General features: G+C 71.3%; 23 protein-coding genes. 13 read left to right on the top strand and 10 right to left on the bottom strand.

Translation table 11 applies throughout. The annotated features are described in order from the left end of the window. Nucleotides 1–34: 34 nt before the first annotated feature. Entirely contained in the window at nucleotides 35–517 is a 483-nt protein-coding gene (locus tag IE326_RS10555) for a CarD family transcriptional regulator (RefSeq protein ID WP_003953493.1), read from the bottom strand. A 647-nt stretch (nucleotides 518–1,164) separates the two neighbouring features. Between IE326_RS10555 and IE326_RS10560 the strand changes: the two genes are divergently transcribed. Then, complete coding sequence (locus IE326_RS10560; RefSeq protein WP_150230086.1) at nucleotides 1,165–1,794, top strand: copper chaperone PCu(A)C domain-containing protein; 630 nt, start codon at nucleotides 1,165–1,167, stop codon at nucleotides 1,792–1,794. A 424-nt stretch (nucleotides 1,795–2,218) separates the two neighbouring features. On the opposite strand, the gene phoP is transcribed toward IE326_RS10560, so the two are convergent. Together phoP and phoR are read right to left on the bottom strand one after the other, a co-directional pair. After that, nucleotides 2,219–2,899 (bottom strand): two-component system response regulator PhoP, encoded by a 681-nt coding sequence (phoP, locus tag IE326_RS10565; protein WP_030750460.1) that lies wholly within the window; start codon nucleotides 2,897–2,899, stop codon nucleotides 2,219–2,221. Continuing rightward, complete coding sequence (phoR, locus tag IE326_RS10570) at nucleotides 2,896–4,122, bottom strand: two-component system sensor histidine kinase PhoR (RefSeq protein WP_150232945.1); 1,227 nt, start codon at nucleotides 4,120–4,122, stop codon at nucleotides 2,896–2,898. Before phoR ends, phoP begins: the two co-directional genes overlap by 4 nt. A gap of 287 nt (nucleotides 4,123–4,409) precedes the next feature. On the opposite strand from phoR, the gene phoU reads away from it, so the two are divergent. Both phoU and IE326_RS10580 read left to right on the top strand, forming a co-directional pair. Then, nucleotides 4,410–5,090 carry a phosphate signaling complex protein PhoU gene (phoU, locus tag IE326_RS10575; RefSeq protein WP_030750464.1) on the top strand — a complete coding sequence of 227 codons (681 nt, stop codon included), beginning with the start codon at nucleotides 4,410–4,412 and terminating at the stop codon, nucleotides 5,088–5,090. Nucleotides 5,091–5,332: 242 nt separating this feature from the next. Continuing rightward, on the top strand, nucleotides 5,333–5,488 hold the full coding sequence (locus IE326_RS10580) for a hypothetical protein (RefSeq protein WP_170313848.1): 156 nt from the start codon (nucleotides 5,333–5,335) through the stop codon (nucleotides 5,486–5,488). 97 nt (nucleotides 5,489–5,585) lie between these two features. Here the strand turns inward: IE326_RS10580 and IE326_RS10585 are convergent, their stop codons facing one another. Continuing rightward, nucleotides 5,586–6,053 carry a GNAT family N-acetyltransferase gene (locus tag IE326_RS10585; RefSeq protein WP_190041368.1) on the bottom strand — a complete coding sequence of 156 codons (468 nt, stop codon included), beginning with the start codon at nucleotides 6,051–6,053 and terminating at the stop codon, nucleotides 5,586–5,588. A gap of 147 nt (nucleotides 6,054–6,200) precedes the next feature. Here IE326_RS10585 and IE326_RS10590 point away from each other — a divergent pair, with 147 nt between their 5' ends. Together IE326_RS10590 and IE326_RS10595 are read left to right on the top strand one after the other, a co-directional pair. Further along, nucleotides 6,201–6,734 carry a hypothetical protein gene (locus IE326_RS10590; protein ID WP_190041369.1) on the top strand — a complete coding sequence of 178 codons (534 nt, stop codon included), beginning with the start codon at nucleotides 6,201–6,203 and terminating at the stop codon, nucleotides 6,732–6,734. 1,201 nt (nucleotides 6,735–7,935) lie between these two features. Then, a complete protein-coding gene (locus IE326_RS10595) occupies nucleotides 7,936–8,157 on the top strand; it encodes a YozE family protein (protein ID WP_190041370.1) in 222 nt (73 codons plus the stop codon). Between the two features lie 216 nt (nucleotides 8,158–8,373). Here the strand turns inward: IE326_RS10595 and IE326_RS10600 are convergent, their stop codons facing one another. Then, nucleotides 8,374–8,934, bottom strand: coding sequence for a P-loop nucleotide/nucleoside kinase family protein (locus tag IE326_RS10600; RefSeq protein WP_268982958.1), 561 nt, complete (start codon nucleotides 8,932–8,934; stop codon nucleotides 8,374–8,376). Beyond that, the gene (locus IE326_RS10605; protein WP_190042206.1) at nucleotides 8,931–9,689 is read right to left on the bottom strand and encodes a GntR family transcriptional regulator; all 759 of its coding nucleotides are present in this window, start codon (nucleotides 9,687–9,689) and stop codon (nucleotides 8,931–8,933) included. The genes IE326_RS10600 and IE326_RS10605 overlap by 4 nt, the downstream gene beginning before the upstream one ends. Nucleotides 9,690–9,924: 235 nt before the next feature. Between IE326_RS10605 and IE326_RS10610 the strand changes: the two genes are divergently transcribed. The 6 genes from IE326_RS10610 to IE326_RS10635 all read left to right on the top strand — a co-directional run bounded on the left by IE326_RS10610 (nucleotide 9,925) and on the right by IE326_RS10635 (nucleotide 15,132). After that, the gene (locus IE326_RS10610) at nucleotides 9,925–10,341 is read left to right on the top strand and encodes an XRE family transcriptional regulator (protein WP_190041371.1); all 417 of its coding nucleotides are present in this window, start codon (nucleotides 9,925–9,927) and stop codon (nucleotides 10,339–10,341) included. Further along, nucleotides 10,338–10,787: a helix-turn-helix transcriptional regulator gene (locus IE326_RS10615; RefSeq protein WP_229915283.1), complete on the top strand. Its 450-nt coding sequence runs from the start codon at nucleotides 10,338–10,340 to the stop codon at nucleotides 10,785–10,787. Before IE326_RS10610 ends, IE326_RS10615 begins: the two co-directional genes overlap by 4 nt. Further along, on the top strand, nucleotides 10,784–11,341 hold the full coding sequence (locus IE326_RS10620; RefSeq protein ID WP_190041372.1) for an HNH endonuclease: 558 nt from the start codon (nucleotides 10,784–10,786) through the stop codon (nucleotides 11,339–11,341). The genes IE326_RS10615 and IE326_RS10620 overlap by 4 nt, the downstream gene beginning before the upstream one ends. Continuing rightward, the gene (locus IE326_RS10625; protein WP_190041373.1) at nucleotides 11,338–12,999 is read left to right on the top strand and encodes an AICE element replication initiation protein; all 1,662 of its coding nucleotides are present in this window, start codon (nucleotides 11,338–11,340) and stop codon (nucleotides 12,997–12,999) included. Before IE326_RS10620 ends, IE326_RS10625 begins: the two co-directional genes overlap by 4 nt. A gap of 237 nt (nucleotides 13,000–13,236) precedes the next feature. After that, nucleotides 13,237–13,461 (top strand): helix-turn-helix transcriptional regulator, encoded by a 225-nt coding sequence (locus IE326_RS10630; protein WP_190041374.1) that lies wholly within the window; start codon nucleotides 13,237–13,239, stop codon nucleotides 13,459–13,461. A gap of 432 nt (nucleotides 13,462–13,893) precedes the next feature. Next, nucleotides 13,894–15,132 (top strand): tyrosine-type recombinase/integrase, encoded by a 1,239-nt coding sequence (locus IE326_RS10635; RefSeq protein WP_190041375.1) that lies wholly within the window; start codon nucleotides 13,894–13,896, stop codon nucleotides 15,130–15,132. Nucleotides 15,133–15,341: 209 nt separating this feature from the next. Here IE326_RS10635 and IE326_RS10640 read toward each other — a convergent pair whose 3' ends face one another. Both IE326_RS10640 and IE326_RS10645 read right to left on the bottom strand, forming a co-directional pair. Further along, on the bottom strand, nucleotides 15,342–16,031 hold the full coding sequence (locus IE326_RS10640) for a PIN domain-containing protein (RefSeq protein WP_190041376.1): 690 nt from the start codon (nucleotides 16,029–16,031) through the stop codon (nucleotides 15,342–15,344). A gap of 345 nt (nucleotides 16,032–16,376) precedes the next feature. Then, the gene (locus IE326_RS10645; protein ID WP_190041377.1) at nucleotides 16,377–17,138 is read right to left on the bottom strand and encodes a phosphoglyceromutase; all 762 of its coding nucleotides are present in this window, start codon (nucleotides 17,136–17,138) and stop codon (nucleotides 16,377–16,379) included. A 126-nt stretch (nucleotides 17,139–17,264) separates the two neighbouring features. Here IE326_RS10645 and IE326_RS10650 point away from each other — a divergent pair, with 126 nt between their 5' ends. Beyond that, nucleotides 17,265–18,680 (top strand): MDR family MFS transporter, encoded by a 1,416-nt coding sequence (locus tag IE326_RS10650; RefSeq protein WP_190041378.1) that lies wholly within the window; start codon nucleotides 17,265–17,267, stop codon nucleotides 18,678–18,680. Here IE326_RS10650 and IE326_RS10655 read toward each other — a convergent pair. Both IE326_RS10655 and mshA read right to left on the bottom strand, forming a co-directional pair. After that, nucleotides 18,640–19,158 carry a type III secretion system chaperone family protein gene (locus IE326_RS10655; protein ID WP_150230032.1) on the bottom strand — a complete coding sequence of 173 codons (519 nt, stop codon included), beginning with the start codon at nucleotides 19,156–19,158 and terminating at the stop codon, nucleotides 18,640–18,642. The genes IE326_RS10650 and IE326_RS10655 overlap by 41 nt on opposite strands. Next, the gene (gene mshA / locus IE326_RS10660; RefSeq protein ID WP_150230030.1) at nucleotides 19,151–20,521 is read right to left on the bottom strand and encodes a D-inositol-3-phosphate glycosyltransferase; all 1,371 of its coding nucleotides are present in this window, start codon (nucleotides 20,519–20,521) and stop codon (nucleotides 19,151–19,153) included. The genes IE326_RS10655 and mshA overlap by 8 nt, the downstream gene beginning before the upstream one ends. Nucleotides 20,522–20,930: 409 nt before the next feature. On the opposite strand from mshA, the gene IE326_RS10665 reads away from it, so the two are divergent. Continuing rightward, the gene (locus IE326_RS10665) at nucleotides 20,931–21,734 is read left to right on the top strand and encodes a class I SAM-dependent methyltransferase (RefSeq protein WP_190041379.1); all 804 of its coding nucleotides are present in this window, start codon (nucleotides 20,931–20,933) and stop codon (nucleotides 21,732–21,734) included. The last annotated feature ends 209 nt before the right edge of the window (nucleotides 21,735–21,943 follow it).

Here is a 21,943-nt window from a genome sequence, read left to right on the forward strand (position 1 = left end):
GGGGATCGCTTCCCCGCATGGCGTGAGCCAGGCGTCAGGACGCGAGCACCTCGTCGAGGAGGGCCTCGGCCTTGTCCTCGTTGGTGTTCTCCGCGAGCGCCAGCTCGCTCACCAGGATCTGCCGAGCCTTGGCGAGCATGCGCTTCTCACCTGCGGAGAGACCGCGCTCGCGCTCGCGGCGCCAGAGGTCGCGGACCACTTCGGCGACCTTGATGACATCGCCGGAGGCGAGCTTCTCCAGGTTCGCCTTGTAGCGGCGCGACCAGTTGGTCGGCTCCTCTGCGTACGGCGCGCGCAGCACCTCGAAGACCCGGTCCAGCCCGTCCTGCCCGACCACGTCGCGCACTCCGACGAACTCCGCGTTGTCCGCCGGTACGCGAACCGTCAGGTCGCCCTGCGCGACCTTGAGCACCAAGTAGGTCTTGTCCACGCCTTTGATCTGGCGAGTTTCGATGGCCTCGATCAGCGCGGCCCCGTGATGGGGATAGACCACGGTGTCGCCAACCTTGAACGTCATGTGACAGGTACCCCTTCCGTGGCTATCCAGGGTAACACGGAAACTGCTTCTTCTGAATGGCGTTTCCGCAGGTCAGGGCATATCTCGGGGCTTGACAAGTGCGTCGCCCGCGTGCTGCGGAGGGCTTCCGGAAGGCGGTATTCGCAGGTCGGAGCGGCTGCGTCGACGGAGAGAAACACGCACGTCACACACATCCGGGACCTGCCGGAGAGTGCGGTATGTCCGTGTTCGTCCCGCTCGGAGTGGCCCTCTTCACGTACTCCGTTCGAGGATCGACCACCCGTACGGAGGGATCACGCCGAGAATCCGGAATTGATCAGCGGAGGGCCCGTCCGTGCTTTTCCGTAAGGGAAGGCATGCGGAATGCGACGCGGCCGCCGGAATTGATCACGGCGGTTATGTGAACGTCCGGCCAATGGGATGTGATCCGGCCACCCCGCGCCTCCGCGCACGGGCGTCCGCCGGAGCCGCGCGGACCGCGCCCCGCGCTAAGGGGCGGGTCGGGTGCGGGACGGAGAGTGCGGCTCGGTAACCTAAGCGCGCTGACGCACCTTTAGCTGGGCCTTAGCACCTCTGGTACCCGCTCGTACCCCGCTGGTACCTCTCCTGTCCGTTCCTGTCCGTACGTCCTAGGAGTTGCCGCCGCCGTGAGCCGCAGCCTTCGACGCGGCGCCCTCGCCGCCACCGCCATCGTGTTCTCGATCGCCGCGCTGTCCGCCTGCGGTGCGGGCAACGACGCCCAGACGCTCGGCATCCGGCCGGACAACGCCGCCGTCACGGTGGACGACGTCAAGATCCAGAACGCGCTCGTCATCACCCAGCCGACGCCCGGCGCCAAGGGCCCGGCCGTCGTCTCGGCCACCGTCTTCAACAACGGCCGCGCCCCGCAGACGCTGCAGTCGATCAGCCTGCCCGGCAGCGGTGCCGCGGTCGTCCTCAAGCCCGCGCAGGGCGCCGGCCCGGTCGTCGTCCCCGCCGGCGGCTCCGTCGTCATCGGTGGCGCGGGCAACGCCTCGGCCACCATCGAGAACGGCCACGAGGCCGCGAAGAACGGCGACGCGCAGAAGGTCGTCTTCAAGCTCAGCGAGACCGGCGACGTCGCCATCAACGCGTTCGTCGTCCCCTCGACGAGCTACTTCAAGGACTTCGGCCCCTCCGAGGTCCCCCTCCCGCCCGGCGCCACCCCCACCGCCGAGGCCACGGCCGAGGCCGGCGAGCACGGCACGGAGGGCGGCGAGCACGGCGGCGAGTCCACCGCCACGGGCTCCGGCCACTGAGCCGACAGCGGTACGTACGCGGAAGGGGCGCCCCCTGGTGGGGGCGCCCCTTCCGCGTACCTGCTGCCGGTGCTTTTCACGGCTCGAACTTGTAGCCCAGACCGCGGACCGTCACCAGGCGGCGCGGTGCACCGGGGTCCGGCTCGAACCCACCTCCGCACGCGCCCCTCGCACCGCTCGGCCCCAGGGGCCTCCCGGGCTTCGGGACGCTGCGCCGGACTCCGCCCGGCTCCGGGGACGGACCGGGATCCTACGGCTCGAACTTGTAGCCCAGACCGCGGACCGTCACCAGGTAGCGCGGCGCACCGGGGCCGGGCTCGAACCCACCTCCGCACGCGCCCCTCGCACCGCTCGGCCCCAGGGGCCTCCCGGGCTTCGGGACGCTGCGCCGGACTCCGCCCGGCTCCGGGGACGGACCGGGATCCTACGGCTCGAACTTGTAGCCCAGACCGCGGACCGTCACCAGGTAGCGCGGCGCACCGGGGTCGGGCTCGATCTTGGCGCGGAGGCGCTTGACGTGGACGTCGAGGGTCTTGGTGTCGCCGACGTAGTCGGCGCCCCAGACGCGGTCGATGAGCTGCATGCGGGTGAGGACGCGGCCCGCGTTGCGCAGCAGCATCTCCAGGAGGTCGAACTCCTTCAGGGGGAGGTCGATCTTGGCGCCGCCGACCGTCACCACGTGCCGGTCGACGTCCATGCGGACCGGGCCGGCCTCCAGGGCCGCCGGGGTGACCTCCTCCGGCTCGCCGCGGCGGCGGAGCACCGCGCGGATGCGGGCGACCAGCTCGCGCGAGGAGAAGGGCTTGGTGACGTAGTCGTCGGCTCCTATCTCCAGCCCGACGACCTTGTCGATCTCGCTGTCCTTCGCGGTCACCATGATGACGGGGACGTTGGAGCGCCCCCTCAGCTGCCGGCAGACCTCCGTGCCGGGCAGGCCCGGCAGCATCAGGTCGAGGAGGACGAGGTCCGCCCCGTTGCGCTCGAACTCGTCGAGGCCGTCGGGCCCGGTCGCCGCCACGGCGACCTCGAAGCCCTCCTTGCGGAGCATGTACGACAAGGCGTCGCTGAAGGATTCCTCATCCTCGACGACAAGGACTCGGGTCACGGAAGGACCTCCGGTGCGGGAAGCGGTTCGGTCATGAGATCAGGGGTGAGGGAGGCGGAGGGCCGGCGGTCCCGTACGGAGCCCGCCTCGGGCAGCCGCAGGGTGAAGGTGGAGCCCTGACCCTCGGTGCTCCAGACCGTGACCTCTCCGCCGTGCGAGGCGGCCACGTGCTTGACGATCGCGAGTCCGAGCCCCGTACCGCCGGTGGCGCGCGAGCGTGCCGGGTCGACGCGGTAGAAGCGCTCGAAGATCCGCTCGCGGTCCTTCTCCGGGATGCCGAGGCCCTGGTCGGTCACGGCTATCTCGATGAGGTCCCCGCCGGGGGCCGCGACCCGGCGGGCGGCGATGCCCACGCGGGTCCGGGCCGGCGAGTAGTTGACGGCGTTCTCGACCAGGTTGCCGAGGGCCGCCGCGAGCTGGCCCCGGCTGCCCCAGACGAACAGGTCGGCCGCGCCGCCGGAGGCCATGGTGATCTGCTTGGTGGACGCCGGGTGCCGCGAGCGGTCGATCGCCTCGGCGACCAGCTCGTCCACGGACACCGGCTCGGAGTCCTCCAGCGGGTCGTCGTTCTGCACCCGCGAGAGGTCGATGAGCTCCTGGACCAGGTTGGTCAGCCGGGTCGCCTCGATCTGCATCCGGCCCGCGAAGCGCACGACGGCCTCGGGGTCGTCCGAGGCGTCCATGACGGCCTCGGAGAGCAGGGAGAGCGCCCCGACCGGGGTCTTCAGCTCGTGGCTCACGTTCGCCACGAAGTCCCGGCGCACCGCTTCGATGCGGCGGGCCTCCGTCAGGTCCTCGACCAGCAGCAGCACGAGCCGCGAGCCCAGCGGAGCCACGCGCGCGGAGACCGCGAGGGCCTCGCCGCGTCCGCCGCGCCGGGGCAGGTCCAGCTCGACCTGGCGTATCTCCCCGTCCCTGCGGGTGTCGCGGGCCATGTTGAGCATCGGCTCCACGGCCAGCTTCCCGCCCCGCACCAGCCCGAGGGCGTACGCCGCCGAGCTCGCCTTCACCACGGAGTCGCTCTCGTCGAGCACGACGGCGGAGGAGCGCAGCACGGAGAGCACGGTGTCGACGCCGGGCGGCAGCACGGCGTCGGTGTGCAGGGAGGTACGGGTGGGTCGCGCCTGGTCGCGCTCGCTCCAGCGGAACGCCAGCATGGCGATCACGCCGGTGCACACTCCGGCGATCGCTGCCAATGCGGCGACCGCCGCGTTCACGTCCATGTCGACCAGGTTATGCGTGGTCACGGACACTCTCCCAGCCGTCCGAGTGGCTGCTCGAACACTCGTCGCTCAGAGTTCACCCTGGAGACGGGGCCGGTTCACTTGCTCCGCGAGGGTGCGAGGGGCGTGTCGCCCAGAGTTCACCTGGGGGCAAGAGCCGGTTCACGCGAGGGGATGGAGCCGGACGCACAGGGGGCCGAACGTGGGACCGTGGGGGTCCGGAGCGAGGGCCCCTGCGCAGAACCCTGTGAAGAAGAAGACGAGCACTGCCGGAGAGAGGGACATCCATGCGGGACGCGTACCACGAGGAACTTGATTCGATCGGCGAGGGCCTGGTCGAGATGGCCCGCCTGGTCGGGTCGGCGATCGGGCGCGCCACCACGGCGATGCTCGACGCGGACCTGAAGCTCGCGGAGAGCGTGATCGCCGCGGACCAGAAGGTCGACGACCTCCAGCACGACCTGGAGGCGCGGGCGATAGCGCTGCTCGCGCGCCAGCAGCCGGTGGCGACGGACCTGCGGATCGTGGTCACCTCGCTGCGCATGAGCGCCGACCTGGAGCGCTCCGGCGACCTGGCCCAGCACGTGGCCAAGCTGACCCGGCTGCGCTTCCCCGACCGCGCGGTCCCCAACGACCTGCACGCGACCATCCTCCAGATGGGACAGCTGGCGCAGCGCCTGATGGCGAAGGCCGCCGAGGTCATCATCACCAAGGACGTCGACCTGGCGATGCAGCTGGAGCAGGACGACGACGAGATGGACCTGCTCCACCGGGCGCTCTTCCAGCACCTCATGGACGACCGGTGGAAGCACGGCATCGAGACGGCCGTCGACGTGACCCTCCTCGGCCGCTACTACGAGCGGTTCGCCGACCACGCGGTGTCGGTGGCGAAGCGCGTCGTCTACCTGGTGACGGGCGAGCACGCGGACGAGCTCCAGCCGACGGACACGCCGGTCGAGGGCGCGTAGGCGACTGCGGCACGCCCTCCGGAGACGGAGAACGGAGGCGCGCGTACGGGCGGGGGTGCCGTTTCCGGAACCGGGGGCGTGCCTACGGGCCGGGGCGCCGCTTCCGGAACCGGGCGGCGTGCGCGGCGCATCAACGGCGCACGGAAGCGCGGGGCTTCCGTGCGCCGTTGATGCGCCGGTCCTGGTGGGCATGCAATGGGGGACGCAGGGACGACGCGCGTCCCGCGAGGGAGGGACCCCCCATGGCCGAATCCCCCATCATCACGACCGGCTCCCCGGCGGACGCCCCGCGCGAGCGGACCCGGCTCCCCGTGCTCGGCGCCTGCGGCTGCGGCTCGGGCTGCGGCTGCGGCTGCCAGTCGGGCGCGCCGTGCCAGTGCGGCGGCTGCACGGGCTGACGCGGACCGGTGGGACGGAGGGAGGGGAGGGGTCCGGCCGAACCCCTCCCCCCGCTCCCCTCCCTCTTCCCTTCCCCGCGTCCGCCGCGCGCGGGGGCTACAGAGCGAGGACGCCGACGGTCTGGCCGCCGCTCTCCTCGCCCGTGGCGCGGAAGCCGAGCCGGCGGTAGAAGGCGCCGGGGCCGTCCTCGCCGGGCTCCCAGGTCACGTACATCTCCGTGGCCCCGCGCCCGCGCAGTTCCGCGGCGACGGCGTCGACCGCGAAGCGGCCGTATCCCTCGCCCTGCGCGTCGGCGGAGACGTTCAGGCGCCACAGTCCGCTGCGCCGGTCGCCGGGGTCCTTCTCCTCGTTCCAGAGGATGTCGAGGAAGGCCATGACGAAGCCGACGGTCCGGTCCCCGTCGACTATCAGCCGGGGCCAGGCGGTCTCGCCGTACGCGTACGCCTCGGCCAGCGACTTCGCGACGGGCGCGACGTTCCTCTCCTGATGGGGATGGACGCGCAGGGCCAGGGCGGCGTCCACGGTGGCGGGGGTGACCCGCTCCAGGCGCGGTGATCGTGTCATGCACGGGACGTTAGTGACCGGGGCGGACGCGCGCTCGCGAAAAAGGCTCCCGCTCACCTCCCGCACGCCCCCGATCCCCCGGTCCACCTCGGATTACCCCCGGTCACCCCTGGGCAGCGCCGCCTCCGGGGAGACAGAATTGCCGCCATGCCCTCCGCACGAGCGACCCTCCTGACAGCGGTGGCGGCCGGAGCGGCCGCGCTGCTGCTGACGGGCTGCTCGGCCGCGCCCGCGGGGCTCGCCGGGGTGTCGGTGGCGGAGGACGGCACGCCGCTCGGCGTGCTCCTGATGTGCCACGACCACGTCGACGGGGCGATGCTCTACCCCGACGACGCGCCGGAGGAGTCCCGGGAGGTCACCGGCGACTGGCGGCACGACGGCCCGGTCACCGGCTTCACCTCCTGGCCCCTGATGCAGACCTCGGGCGCGCCGGCCGCGGAGCGGTGGACGCCCCGGACGCAGACGGAGCGACTGGAGAAGGGCCGCGGCTACCGCCTCGCGGGCTGGACCGAGGACGGCTCCTGGCAGGCCGTCCCCGTCCGCTTCACCCCGGAGGACCTGGCCCGCCTGAAGCCGGGTCAGGTGCGCTACACCGTCGACGACGAGATCCGCACGACGTCCCTGGACGACTTCCGCGACCGCGCCTGCGACGAGGCGGCGGGCGGCCGGGACGAGCACTGACCCGCGGCCCCCTGAGGGCCCGGAGTCGCGAAGAGGCCCCCGGCCTGCGGAGAAACCGCGGGTCGGGGGCCCTTTCGTGCGTCAGGGTTACTTCTTGCCCTGGGTCTGCAGGGCCCGTTTTCCGCCCCTGGTCAGAGGGCCGCACACCCCGGTTGACCTGCGTTCGAGCGGTCGTTGTTGGTCACTGCTGGCCGTCGCTGGTCGGCGTCGGAGGGCCCAGAGAGGGCCCAGCTTTGGGCCCGGGAGTCGATTCGCGGCACTCTGGAGTCCGTGTTCAATACCGCGAACTCCACGGTGAACAACATCAGCCCACCGTCACGCTGAGCGAGCAGAGCTGGTTACCGGTTACCGGTTACAGCCCCGGACACCCCCTCGAACCCCCGCTGGAGGGCCCGAACCGGGGTCCTGGGGGTCTGTAACCGGTAACCGGTAACCGACCGCAACCACACAGAGTCACAGAAGGGCAGTGGCTCCGTGAGAGCCAGCCTCCCGGCTGCTGGCCGCGCCGCCAAGTCAAAAACAGAAGTGTCCACCGCCGGCCGCGACGTGGTCTCTTCCAGGACGGCCGGGCCCTGCCATCCCTTCGTATGGCTCTGGGCATCTGGCCGCTGCGTGGTGCGTCGGAAGGGCTTTTCAGAGGGGCGGGGACGGAGGTGTCCACCCTGTCACCCCCTCCTGAAAAGCCTTCTTCTCTTCCTCCTAGAGAGTTGAAGGAGAACAGCGTCCGCAGCGCCCGCGACCGCGCCCACGCTGCCTCTGGCCTGTGGTTTCACTGCGGACGCTAAACAGAATGTGTAGCGTCCATTAGCGTCCGCAGCGTCCGCAGCGCCCCTCTCCTTCCAAGAGCATCGGCCCAGGTCAGAGCGCTCTTAGCGAGGAGAGGCTATTGGGCACTGCGGACCCTGACCTCCCTCACCGCCAAGCTTCACGTACGAACAAGAGGAGCACCCGGCGCGGGGCGTGCTCCTCTTGTTCGTACGTCAGTCACTCACAAGTCCGCCGGCCGTACAGTCTCGACGGCCCGAGCGCTGGAGGCATTCCAAGGGGAGAGGGCGTTAGGGCCACACGTCGCCTCCCTAGTCGAACCCTCAGCGGCGACTTGTCCTCCCCCCTTGGAATGCGCTCTCTGGCCCTCGGGGCCAGTCGCGGATTCTTCCCAACCAGCCACCCGAGGGGCAGTGGGATGCGAGGATCTGTGGCCATGACGCGCTCTCAGAGCTTCACCACGTGGCTGAAGCGCCACGTCAAGGACGACAACGCCATCGGTGATCTGGCCCGGGACGTCGCTGCGGATCCCAACTGGCCGTCGCGGATGCAGCTCAAGGGACAGAGGGAGTACCTGGAGAGCCTGGGCGCGATCCCTGCCGCTGTGGCAACCCTTGAACGCGCGTGGAGTCTCTATCAGGAACGACCGACGGACTGACCCAGCCCGAGCAGGGCGAGCGGCCAGAAATCGGGCGCCCGCAGGCCCCCGTTCTTTCTGCTCCCGTTCGGCGACGATACAGCTCTGACACCGTCCTGACGCCCTGACACCGTCACGGGCCCTGACACCCAATCCCTTAGGCAAACGCGGTGTCACGCGCTTTGACACCCGGCCGTGACGCCACCCTGACACCGGCCGTGACACCAGGCGTAACACCTAGCGCTCGCTGGCCAGTCCTGCTTCTCCCAGGGCCTTCAGCACCGAATCGGGGTCTCCGCCGTAGACGAGATGCGGCTCGTCTGCCTGGGGCGGGACGAACCTGTTCCGGTAGCGGGTCAGGTCGCTCTCGGAGAAGTAGATCGAGTTCGGGTCAGCCGCGTGCTTGGCGTTCCGCTCGCTGACGCGGGCCCAGAGTTCTTCGTGGCTCGCCTCCAAGTAGACGAGCACAACGAGCGCGCCGGCATCTGTGGCGATCTCTCGCCAGCGGGCACGGTCGTCGGGGGTCCAGAATCCGTGGTCGACCACTACGTTGCGGCCCGCCCGAAGGTGGTCGCGCAGTTCTACGGCGATCTCTTCGAGCACCGGGCGTTCCAGGGTCGGGAAGGTGCCCCGGGGGAAGTCCACGCCGTACACGCCATGCCGCCGGAACATCTCCTCGTCCGGGCACAGCCGGACGAACCCCCGCGCCGTGAAAGCACGGGAGAGCGTCGTTTTGCCTGAGCCCGGGAGTCCGGCCATCAGCACGCACAGGGGCCGGCCGGTCGAGTCCTCCGTCACTGTGCGACCTCCGATTCCGTGAGCCACGTCCGGCCGGGGCCGCCGAGGTCTACGCCGTACTCCACGACGTGGTCACCGCTGTCGACGAACTTCGCGGTCATCACGACCACCGGTTCCGAGGGCGGGTTCGCGGGGTCCAGTTCCAGGAGCTCCGCGTCCGCAGGCGTGAGCAGCCGGGCAGACGCCGAGTCGATCCGGCGGGTGATTGGCCGCCCCGTGACCTGCGCGATGAGCTGGAGGGACGTTCCGCCGGCCAGGCGCTCGCTCTCCGCCAACTGGGGGACGAGCCTCCCGTACTGCACCGGGATCCACGACGTGGAGTGCGCGACGATGCCGTGTCGGTCACGGTACACGCGGGACCGTCGGATCACCTCCGCCCCCGGCGCAATGTCCAGCACCTGGGCCACGTCGGCCGGTGCCGGAACGACCGCCGCCGCGTGGGAGTCGGACCGTTCGCCCGCGCCCCAGCTCGAACCACTGCGGCGGCCCCGGTCCTGACGCTGCGCGCCCGAGGACATGGGAGCGGGGCGGTCGATCACCTCGGTGCCGATGCCGTGGATCCCCCGCACGAGTCCGTCGGTGCGGAGCTTCCGGAGCGCCTTCTCAGCGGTCGCGGTGCTGACGCTCCACTCCTGGGAGAGGGTCTTGATGCTGGGCAGAAGCTCGCCCGGCCTGAGCTGGCCGGACGTGATCAGTTCCTCGTAGTGCGCGGCGATCCGTGCGTACGGCGCCCGATGGCCGGCCTGATCCGACACCACGTCAACTCCCTTGCCTCATTGGATGCGTTCCCTAGCGTACCGCTTGACACCCTAGGGTGCCCTAGGGAACCTTAGGGATGTGCCCGCCGATCGAATCTATCGGAACGGGTACCGCTCCCTGCATGGGGGCTGAAGCGCGAAAACGTCCTGGTCAACGGCCTAGGACGAAGCAGGGAGCGGCCACCTACCGCCAAGCAGTCAGCCGCTCCCCGACCCTCGAAGGGGTAACCCCATGATGCCCGAGAACACCGTGGCGCCGGAGGTTATGGCGCCTGAGCAGCCCCACGCCTTACGGTCGGCGGACTCGCCGCTGGGGCGGGCCCGGGTGGCCCGGGGCTGGTCGCAGGAGAAGGCCGTACGAGCCCTGATCCTGATGGCCGACGCCTGGAACTGGCAGATCGCCGCCGAGTCGTCCCTGAAGGTCTACCTGTCCCGCTGGGAGCACGGCCTGACGCGGCCCGGCGAGACGTACCGGACCCTGCTGTGCGCGATCTACCGCACCACGCCGGAGGAGCTGGGCTTCTCCTCGCCCCGCGAGTCCCGGGAGCCCGCGACCGCGAAGAGCCTGCGCGAGCGGATCGCGGAGCTGGAGTCCCTGGTGCAGCGCCTGACCGGTCACGTCGGTATGCCCAAGGGGGTGGCGCTGTGACGATCGCGCCCGAGTCCCCGGTGAACCTGCCCGCCACGGCCCCGGCCGAGCGGAACATGCTCCTCGCGGCCGCCATCGTGGAGGCCGGCCTCTCCTACATCGAACTCGCCGACCAGCTCGGCGTGGACCCCAAGACCGTCGAGCGGTGGGTGAACGAGCCGGGCCGCCGCCCCTACGCCCGCCACGCCCACGCGGTCGCCCGCGTCCTGGGGACGACCGTGTGGGACCTGTGGCCCGCGCTGCGCCCGCAGGAGAAGACGCCGCCCCCCGCCGTGGTGCCGATCCCGCCGGTCCTGCTGGCCGCCGCCCGGGACGCGCTGAGCCGAGTCGAGAACCTCGACCTCGGCAGCGCGAGCCCGACGGCCATGGCCATGCACCTCGGCTCCCTGTCCGCCGCGCTGCGGACAGTGCTCGACGTGGTCGACGTCTCCGGGGTGACCGGGTGAGCCTGCACTCCGTCCCACGGCTCAACTCCGCCCGCCGCCGCGCCCGCAAGGCACAGCTCGCGGCCCGCGACGGCTGGCGGTGCGCCTACTGCCGGATCCGGTTCAAGAACCTGGGCGAGGCGACGATGGACCACATCGTCCCGTACTCGCTCCACCGGACCTGGTCCGCCAACGCGCTCGTCCTCGCCTGCTGGACCTGCAACCACACCAAGGCGGACCGACTGTTCCTGTCGATCGCGCTGCTGCTGGTCTGGTCGACCGACACCGCGTTCACGGGTGTTCAGACGCCTGCCGATCCGGCCGGTCCGGCGGGCGCCGGCGCCGACCGGTCGAGCGGCCCGGAGCTGATCCGGTTCGGGCCGCAGGACGTCGACTGGCTGATGCTCGCTCGACTCGTTCAGGCCCGTTCACGGACCGAGCAGTCGACCCCTGAACAGGCGAAACTCCGGAAGCCGGTCGACCGCCGGGCGCGAGTCGGTCGGATCGAGCACACCCGCCGAAGGCCCCGGATGAACACCTGTGAACAGTCGATCGATCGAGAGGCGCGCGCGTGAACCAGACCACCCACCACGTGAACGGCACCACCCGACCGATCGACCCCGACCGGTCGACCGACCAGGGCGGCGTGAACACCGGACCGGAGCCCGTGAACACCGGCCCCCTGCCCGTGAACACGGCACGTGCGGCCGTGAACAAGCGGCCGTCGGCGGAGGGCGGAGACAAGAAGCCGTCGGCCGCCGTGCGGCTCGTCCAGCTCGCCCGGGAGTGCTACCGGTTCGTCATGTCGGCGGACGGGCGTCCGTACGCGGTCGCCCTCGACGGCCCGAACATCGTGCTCCCGTTCAAGGGGCGCTCCGGGGTGCGCCAGCGCCTCGCCCGCCTGTACGCGGAGACCTACGAGGGGGACGTGGCGTCCCAGTCCGCGCTCGCGGACGCCATGACCGTGCTGGAAGGCATCGCGGAGGACGACGACCCGGTGCCGGTGCACCTGCGGGTCGGCCAGGACGACCTCGGCACGATCGTGGTCGACCTGGGCACCGCCGACGGCCGCGCGGTCACCGTGTCCGCCGGCGGCTGGCACGTCGCAGACCGCTCCCCGCTCCTCTTCCGCCGGTCCGGGGCCATGGCGCCCATGCCCGCCCCGATCCTCGAAGGGGACGGCCTGAGCATGCTCCACAGCATGTTCAACATGGACGAGCCCGCGTTCCGGCAGCTCGTCGCCTGGCTGATCGCCGCGTGGATGCCGAACATCCCCCACCCGATCCTGACCTTCAAGGGCGAGCAGGGGACGGGCAAGTCCAAGAGCGCGCAGATGGTGGTCAACCTGGTCGATCCCTCGCCCGCGGCCAAGCGCTCCGCTCCCCGGGACCTCAAGGCGTGGTCGACGCAGGCGTTCAATTCCTGGGCGCTGTGCCTGGACAACGTCTCCGCCATCCCCGGGTGGCTGTCCGACACCCTGTGCAAGGGCGTCACGGGCGACGGGTTCGTGGACCGGGCCCTGTACAGCGACGACGACGTGGTGGTGGTCTCCTTCCGCCGGGTGCTGGCCATGACCACCATCGACGCCGGCGCGCTCGCCGGGGACCTGGCCGAGCGACTGCTGATGCTCGACCTCCAGCTCATCGACCCCGACCGGCGCCGTACCGAGGAAGAGCTGGACACCGCGTTCGAGGCGGTCCGCCCGGCCGTCCTCGGCTCGCTCTTCGACCTGCTGGCCACCGTGCTCAACGTGCTGCCGAACGTGAAGCTGGAGACCATGCCGCGCATGGCGGACTTCGCCCGCGTCCTGGCCGCCGTCGACCAGGTCATGGGCTGGAACACCCTGGACGACTACCTGGCCGCCTCCGCGAACGTCGCTGGAGACGCCCTGGAGGGCGACCCGTTCGGCTCCGCCGTCGTCGCCCTGGTCGAGGAGTCCGGCACCTGGACAGGCACCGCCGCGATGCTCCTGGAGCACGTCCAGCCGCCCGGCGGCATCCGGCCGCCGTCCTGGCCCAAGGACGCCACCCGCGCCGGCGGAAAGGTCAAACGGATCGCCCCGCTCCTGCGCACGGTCGGGATCACCGTGGACGACACGCAGCGCAGTCAGGACCGGCACCGGAGCAGGCTCCTCATCCTGTCGCGCACCGGCGGCTCCAGCGGGACCACGCCGGCAGCGTCCGACGCCGCCCCGCCCGCCCTGTGGCCCGACACGCCCCCTGAGCAGCGCTGACGATGCCGGACCGGGCCGCACACCAGCGGCCCGGACACGGCAAGAGCTGCGGACGCTGAAGCCGTCCAGCGTCCGCAGCGTCCGCTCAGCGTCCGCCATCCCCACCGCCCCCGACCTGCGGGAACAGCCAGGGTCGGACGCTGGGGCACTGCGGACGCTGAGATACACCAACTCTCCAGGACGGCCACCGGCACCGCTCACCCTCCGCGCACCGGACACGAGGAGCCACGCAACCCCATGGCCAGCAAGCCGATCGAGACCCTTCGCGCCGGACTCCCGGACCGCTACCTCACCCCCGAGGACATCGCCGCGATGTTCTCCGTCCCCATCGAGACCGTCTATCGCTGGCGCAAGCAGCGCACCGGCCCGCCCGGCTTCCGCGTCGGCCGCCACGTCCGCTACGACCCCGCCGCCGTCCGTACCTGGGTCCAGCAGCAGGAAGCCACCGACACCGCCGCCTGACCCGCCGGCCGTGACGGTAGAGCCCACCCCCGCTACCCGTCACAGCGTCACACCCCCGTCACGCTCACCGCCACGCCCTCCGCCTGCACCGCCGAGGTAGAGGGCCCCCTCTACCTCGATAGAGGGGGCGGTAGGGGCCACTGACCTGTGCGGTAAGGCGGGTAAAGGGGGGCCGTCACGGCCGTCGCACTCCGCCGTCACGGCCGTCACGGCGCCTCCCCGGTCCGGGGAGGCAACGGGGAGCCGGAAAGAACTCCCCAACCGGCTCCCCGGCCCGCCTCCCCCCGCGACGACCAGCGAAACACCCTTTCGGGGAGGCGGGGAGGCACCCCGCCAACCGATCCGAAGCCCCGCTCACAACGACTTCCACGGCACCCCCATGCCTCCCTCCCTGAGGGCGGCACAGCACCCACCCGAGAGGACGCAGCCCACATGGCTGGCAGCATCCAGGACCGCTGGTTCAAGACCGCGACCGACGCCGACGGGAAGACCGTCCGCACCAAGACCGCCCGTCACGGCAGCGGCCTGCGCTACCGGGCCCGCTACTTCGCGCCGGACGGCAAGCGCAAGTCCAAGTCCTTCGCCGACGGGCAGAAGCGCCTCGCCGAGCAGTGGCTCAGCAGCATCAGCGCGGACGTGGCCCGGGGCCAGTACATCGACCCGAACGCGGCCCGGACGACCTTCCAGGAGTTCGCGGAGGGGTGGCTGGCAAGCCAGAGCGGAGACCCGAACACCAAGGCGTCGATGACGTCTCAGCTCAAGCTGCACGCCTTCCCGCGGATCGGGACCCGTCCGCTGGGCTCGTTCCAGCCGAGCCACATCCGCGAGTTCGTGACGCAGCTCGAAGCCTCCGGGATGTCCGGCTCGTACGCCCGCGTCATCTTCTCCAACGTTCGCGCCATCCTGAGCGCGGCTGTCGAGGACGGCTGCCTCCCCCGGAATCCCTGCAACTCGCGCACGGTGACGCTCCCGGAGATGGGCGCGCGGCGCGTAGTCCCCTGGTTGCCGGAACGGGTCTTTGCCATGCGCGCCGCCCTGGTCGAGCGGTTCCAGCCCATGGTGGACGTCGGCGCCGGATGCGGTCTCCGGCAGGGGGAGATCCTCGGGCTGTCCGTCGAAGAGCTGGACTTCGACAACGCCACGCTGCACGTCGTACAGCAGCTCAAGCTGAGCCTGAGTCGGCCGGTGTTCGCCCCGCCGAAGGGCGGCAAGCTGCGTGACGTACCCCTGCCCGCCCCCGTGGCGGACGCGCTCAAGGCGCACATGAAGCTCTTCCCGCCGGTAGAGATCACGCTGCCCTGGATGCGCGCCGGCGGTCCGCCCGTGACCAAGCGGCTGCTCTTCACCGGTCCGCTCGGCGGGCACGTCTGGCGCACGTCGCTGAACGAGGACCACTGGAAGCCCGCACTGGCCAAGGCCGGCGTCATCCCCACGGCGAAGAGCCGGGAGCACGCCGCCGCGCGAGAGCACGGCATGCACGCCCTGAGGCACTTCTACGCCTCGGTGCTACTGGACGCCGGCGAGAGCATCAAGGCCGTCTCCGAGTACCTGGGGCACTCGGATCCAGGGCTCACGCTAAAGGTGTACGCACACCTGATGCCAAGCAGTCGAGATCGGGCACGACAGGCTCTCGGTCGAGCGCTCCGACCGCCGCAGAACCCAACGCCCTGAGGCTTTGCAGAGAGTCCCGATCAGCGGACTAACCCCGGCCAGCGCTCACAGCCAAGGCCGGGGACATGATCGTGCTCTCTCCGCCAAGCAGGGGGGGCAACGACACAGTCTCGCCCGGGCGCTGATGCCAGGAACTGCGTCTACAGGGCAATCACCGCTCCTGACGCAGGAGAGTAACCGCTGCCCCTCTGCGGACCCTCATACGGAGATCACTGATAGTCACGCCGGTCAAGCGATGCCTCATAGCAACTGCGGTCGAGGTTCGTGTTCCAGATCCGCCGAGTGCCACTTGGCCTGAGACTGCCGCCCGCGTAGCGGCCCTGCTTGCGGGCCTCCGGGTCGTACCAACTCACCGTCTCGATCCGGGCATACCGCCCAGCGTCACGGCTGCGAAAGTCGTAGAGCTCGTCCAAGACCGGGACCAGATCCGTGTCTCGCGACGCCAGGACGACCAGGTCTACGTCTGGGTCGACCGACTCACGAACGCAGGCAAGCGCGCATAGTACGTCGATCCCCTTCTCCCTAGGACGCCCCTTAGGGATCTTCTTACCGTGCACATCCAGTACTGGACGCCCATCCGCCCCACGCTGGAAGTCGTACTTAAGATCGCGCAGGTCAACAACCGCACCGTCGGCTCGCCACTGGGTTGCCTGGTCACGGCAGCGTCGATTCTGCTCCCAGTCGTAGTCGACATGAGGGAGACCGCGGTATACGAGAACGCGCTCCACCTGCGCCAAGGGATACCCCGGGCGCTGACGACCGTTACGTTCCGTTATAGAACGACGCGCGAAGGCAACCGGGTCGATGAGCGACTCGTGCACATCCCCATCGGGATCAAAGACGTCCCGCGAGGTCATGTGCACGTTTTGGTAGTCGATGATGAAGGTCGTCCGAAGCACGCAGGAGCCCCCAGAGATAGAAAAATCCCCGCCAATCCGGAGACGACGGGGAGCAATACCGAAACTATGCATCGGTTGCATCTCAGCAGTCAAGCTGGCCGGCAGCCAAGTACGTCACGCCGGGTCTCCGCCGTTCAGCCATGCTCGCGAACTTGCCAGCTGTCACCAGCGCAGACACCTCACCGGCCGCACACCTCGGCAGTTCGGCATCAGTCATCGCGGGCGTGACCCCCGGTTGCCCTGGATCACCATCAAGGAAAGCCCTGAGGGCCTAGGGTGGGCCCAGAGCGCGAAAATGCCCCCGATCTGCGCCGTATGCGCAGGTCAGGGGCATGATCATTTTTCTTACTTCTTCTTGCCCTGGTTCTTGACGGCCTCGATGGCGGCCGCGGCGGCGTCCGGGTCGAGGTAGGTGCCGCCGGGGTTGAGGGGCTTGAAGTTCTCGTCCAGCTCGTAGGAGAGCGGGATGCCGGTGGGGATGTTGAGGCCCGCGATGTCGGCGTCGGAGATGCCGTCGAGGTGCTTCACCAGGGCGCGGAGGCTGTTGCCGTGGGCGGCGACCAGGACCGTGCGGCCGGCGAGGAGGTCCGGGACGATGCCGTCGTACCAGTACGGGAGCATGCGCTCGACGACGTCCTTGAGGCACTCGGTCTGCGGGCGCAGCTCCGGCGGGATCGTCGCGTAGCGGGCGTCGCCGGCCTGGGAGTACTCGGCGTCGTCGGCGAGCGGCGGCGGCGGGGTGTCGTACGAGCGGCGCCACAGCATGAACTGCTCCTCGCCGAACTCGGCGAGGGTCTGCGCCTTGTCCTTGCCCTGGAGGGCGCCGTAGTGGCGCTCGTTCAGGCGCCAGGAGCGGTGGACGGGGATCCAGTGGCGGTCCGCGGACTCCAGCGCGAGCTGCGCGGTGCGGATGGCGCGCTTCTGGAGGGAGGTGTGCAGGACGTCGGGGAGCAGACCGGCGTCCTTGAGCAGCTCGCCGCCTCGCGTCGCCTCCTTCTCGCCCTTCGCGGTGAGGTTCACGTCCACCCAGCCGGTGAACAGATTCTTCTCGTTCCACTCGCTCTCGCCGTGGCGGAGGAGGATCAGCTTGTACGGTGCGTCGGCCATGCGTACGAGCCTAATGGACCGCTGACGATTGACGCGCGTCGTCAATTCACTGGCGTCCGCCAGCCGAGATGCGTAAGTTTCGAGAGCCGTTGGAGGGACTTACAGCACGCAGGGGGAGCACCTCACATGTCCATCGATTCGCTCAGACGATCGGCGCGCGCCACCGTCTCGGGCCTTCCGCAGGGCTTCTGGTGGCTCTGGCTGTCGACCTTGGTCAACAGGACCGGGGCCTTCGTCCTCACTTTCCTCTCCCTCTACCTGACGAGCGAGCTCGGGCACTCCGCGTGGTTCGCCGGACTCGTCGTCGCCCTCCACGGTCTCGGTGGCGTGGCCGGTTCCCCGCTGGGCGGTGTCCTCACCGACCGCTGGGGCCGCCGCCCCACGATGATCACGATGCACCTCGGGGCCGCCGCCTGCGCGGGCGCGCTCGCCTTCGTCACCAGCGCCTGGGGCGTCGCCCTCGTCGTGCTGCTGATGGGCGTCGCCATGCAGGCCGTCCGCCCGTCCATCAACGCGACGATCGCCGACATGGTCCCCGCCGACGAGGTCCGCCGGGCCTACGCCCTCAACTACTGGGCGCTGAACCTCGGCTTCGCCGTCGCCTCCATCGCCGGCGGCGCCGCCGCCTTCCTCGGCTACCGCACCCTCTTCCTCGTCGACGCCGTCGCCACCACCCTCTGCGCCGTCATCGTCTTCCTCCGGCTGCCGGAGACCCGGCCCGAGCGGGCGGAGCCGAAGGCGGGCGGGGCCGGCCGGGGCGGGAAGGCCGATCCGGGCGCGGACGCGAAGGTGTCCATGCTCGACGTGCTGCGCGACGCGCCCTTCCGGACGCTCGTCCTGCTCAACCTGCTGGTCTGCCTGGTCTTCACCGCCCCCTGGATCGGCCTGCCGCTGACGATGTCCGCGCAGGGCCTGCCGCCGTCCGCGTACGGCATGGTGATCGCCGTCAACGGCATCGTGATCGTCGCCTTCCAGCTGCTGGTCAACAGGGTGACCGAGCGGCGCTCGCCGGTCGTGCTGCTGACCGTCTCCTCGCTGCTCTTCGCCGTCGGCACGGGCGCCACCGCGCTCGCCGGCTCGTCCTTCGCCTTCGCCGCGACCGTCGTCGTGTGGACGATCGGCGAGATGGTCCACGTGCCGACGAACGCCGCCGCCACCGCCCGGCTCGCCCCCGAGCACGCCCGCGGGCGCTACCAGGGCGTGATGGGCATGTCCTGGGCCGTCGCGGGCTTCGTCGCCCCGGTGCTGGCCGGCGTGATCGTCGACGGGCCCGGCCCGGACGTCCTGTGGGCGGGCACCTTCGCCGTCGGACTCCTCGCCGCCGTCGGGTACACCCTGCGGCTGCGCCGGGCGCTGGCGGAGGAGGAGCCGATGGGGGGCGAACCGGTGGGGACCGAGCCGGTGGGGCCGGAGCTGATCGGGACCGGTCCGGTGGGGACCGGCCCGGTGGGGACCGTCCCCGAGGACGTCGCTCCCGCGGCGGGGAGGACGGCCGGGGGCGTCAGCTCTCCGGCTGCGCCTGAGCCCGCGTCAAGTTCCTGAAGGCGTCGAGGTTGCGCGTCGACTCCCCCCGGGAGACCCGCCAGGCGTACTCCCGGCGGATGGCCGACGCGAAACCGAGTTCGAGCAGCGTGTTGAAGTCGCCGTCCGCCGCTTCCAGGACCGAGCCGAGCAGCCGGTCCAGCTCCTCCGGCGTGACGGCGGCCAGGGGAAGCTTTCCGGCCAGGTAGATGTCGCCGAGCGGGTCGATGGCGTAGCCCACCCCGTACAGCTTCAGGTTCCGTTCGAGGAGCCAGCGGTGGACGCCGGCCTCGTTCTCGTCGGGGTGGCGGACGACGAAGGCGTTGAGCGAGAGGGAGTGCCGGCCCACCCGCAGCGACAGGGTCGTGGACAGCTTGCGGGTGCCGGGGAGCTTGACCACGTACGAGCCCGGTTCGGGGCTCTCCCACTCCAGCCCCGCCTCGTCGAGCGTGTCCTCGACGGTCCGCCGTGCGTCCCGCGCGTCCTGAACGTCAGCCATGGTGCGAGCGTACGCGACGGTGCTGCGCGCGCTGGCGGTGGTCGTGCATGGCGGCCGTGTACACGTCGGCGGTGCCCGAGGCGGCCGTGTCCCAGCCGAAGGACCCGGCGTGCAGCGCCGCCGCGTCGCCCATCCGCGCGACCAGTTCGGGGTCGGCGGCGAAACGGTCCAGCACGCGCGCGTAGTCGGCCGGGTCGTGGCCCTGCACCAGGAAGCCGGTCCGCCCGTCCCGTACGGCGACGGGCAGTCCGCCCACCGCCGCCGCGACGACCGGGGTGCCGGCCGCCTGCGCCTCTATCGCCACGAGCCCGAAGGACTCGCTGTACGAGGGCATGACGAGGACCGACGCGGCCCGGAACCAGTCCGCGAGCCGCTCCTGGCCCACCGGCGGGTGGAAGCGCACCAGATCGGCGATGCCCAGCTTCGCGGCGAGCTTCTGGAGCCCCTCCGGCTTGGCGAGGCCGCTGCCACTGGGGCCGCCGACGACCGGCACCACCATGCGGGAGCGCAGCGAGGGGTCGCGGTCGACCATCAGGGCGGCGGCGCGCAGCAGCACGTCCGGGGCCTTGAGGGGCTGGATGCGGCCGGCGAAGACCGGCACGAAGGCGCCCTGCGGCAGGCCGAGGCGGGCGCGGGCGGCGGCCCGGCCGTCGGCGGGCCGGAAGCGGTCCAGGTTGACCCCGGGGTGGACGACCGCGATCTTGCCGGGGTCCGCGTCGTAGAAGCGGGCCAGCTCGTCGGCCTCCTCGGTGGTGTTGGCGATCAGCCGGTCGGCGGCGGCGACGATCTGCGTCTCGCCGATCACGCGGGCGGCGGGCTCGGGGGCGTCGCCCTCGGCGAGCGCCGCGTTCTTGACCTTGGCCATGGTGTGCATGGCGTGGACGAGCGGGACTCCCCACCGCTCGGCGGCGAGCCAGCCGACGTGCCCGGACAGCCAGTAGTGCGAGTGGACCAGGTCGTAGTGGCCGGGGCGGTGGCCCGCCCACGCCTGCATCACGCCGTGCGTGAAGGCGCAGAGCTGGGCCGGCAGCTCCTCCTTGGCCAGCCCCTCGTACGGGCCCGCGTCGACGTGCCGCACCAGGACGCCGGGGGCCAGCTCGACCACCGGGGGGAGGCCGCCGGTGGTGGCCCGGGTGAAGATCTCGACCTCGATGTCGATGGCGGCGAGCCGCTTGGCGAGCTCGACGATGTAGACGTTCATGCCGCCCGCGTCGCCCGTGCCCGGCTGGTGCAGCGGGGAGGTGTGGACGGAGAGCATGGCGACCCGGCGGGGCGTCCGGGGGCGGCCCGGCAGCCTGAGCCGGGAGGCCGCTGCCGGGTGCCGGTGCCGGGTGCCGGCGAACCGGGACACGTACTGGCTCACGTCGGCGGTCCTTCCGCGAGAGGGCCCGGCGGCTCGCCTGGCGGGGCTTGCCTGCCGGAACTTTTCGGACGGTCTTGTCGGGCGGGCTGTCGGTCGGGCTGATCGGTCTTGTCGAGCTGGTCGGGCGGTCTGGTCGGCCGGGCCGGTGGTTCCCGGCCGGGGACGGCCGCGCCGGCGCGTCCCGGCCCGCCGGACACGCCTGAGGGAGGGCGCAGACGCCCTCCGGCACGGCACAACACCGGAACCGTCCCTTTCATTTCCACGACCGGCTCCTTTTGCCAATTCATTGCACGTTCCCGTCGCGCGGAGCACCCCGCCGCCGGGGCGGGCGGGGGCACGCGCGCGTGGCGGCGGCTTCCCCGTTTCCCTCGCGCCACGCGCGCGCGGGGGCGCCGCGTACCCTCGTCGCATGGCCCCGCGCACCACCCGCCCCGTCGGCACCCCGACCCGCGGGACCACCAACCCGAACCGGCTGCGCCGCATGGACCGCTGGATCGCCGCCGTCCACGGCCCCGCCCTGCGCCGCTCCCCCGAGCCGCCCGTCGCCGTCGACCTCGGGTACGGAGCCGCCCCCTGGACCGCCGTGGAACTGCTCGCCCGGTTGCGCACCGCCGAGCCCCGCACGCTGCTGTACGGGATCGAGATCGAGCCCGCCCGGGTCGAGGCCGCGAAGCCGTACGAGGAGCGGCACGAGGGCCTGCGCTTCGCGCACGGCGGCTTCGAGGTGCCGGTGCCGGGGACGCCCGCGCTGATCCGGGCGGCGAACGTGCTGCGCCAGTACGACGAGGAGCAGGTCGCGGCGGTGTGGCGGCGGCTGTGCGGGCGGCTCGCGCCCGGCGGGCTGCTCGTCGAGGGGACCTGCGACGAGATCGGGCGCCGGCACGTGTGGGTGGCGCTCGACCGGGGCGGGCCGCGCACGGTCACCTTCGCGACCCGGCTCGGCTCCCTCGACCGCCCCTCCGACCTCGCCGAACGCCTCCCGAAGGCGCTCATCCACCGCAACGTGCCGGGCGAACCCGTGCACGCCTTCCTCCGGGACTTCGACCGCGCCTGGGCGGCGGCGGCCCCGTACGCCTCCCTGGGCGCCCGGCAGCGCTGGATCCGCTCCGTCCGCGACCTCGCGGCGGACTGGCCGGTCGTGGACGGCCCGAAGCGCTGGCGCCAGGGCGAGGTGACCCTCCGGTGGGACGCCCTCGCGCCGGGCGGCGGGTGACGGGGCCACGGCAGGGAGGGGGTCCCCCGGGCGTCGGCGGCCGGAGCCGTGAGCGGCCCGGGCCGGCGGGTGGCCGGAGCCGTAAGCGACCCGGGCCGGCGGGTGGCGGGAGCCGCGGGTGGCCGGGAGGTGTCCTGGGGGCCTCCCGGGGACCTCCGGTGCGCCACATCACCCCCCTTCCCCCGTGTCCCGGGAACGTCATCCGGTCG

This window comes from Streptomyces filamentosus (assembly GCF_014654895.1).
In the GTDB taxonomy this organism is placed as follows: Bacteria; Actinomycetota; Actinomycetes; order Streptomycetales; family Streptomycetaceae; genus Streptomyces; species Streptomyces filamentosus.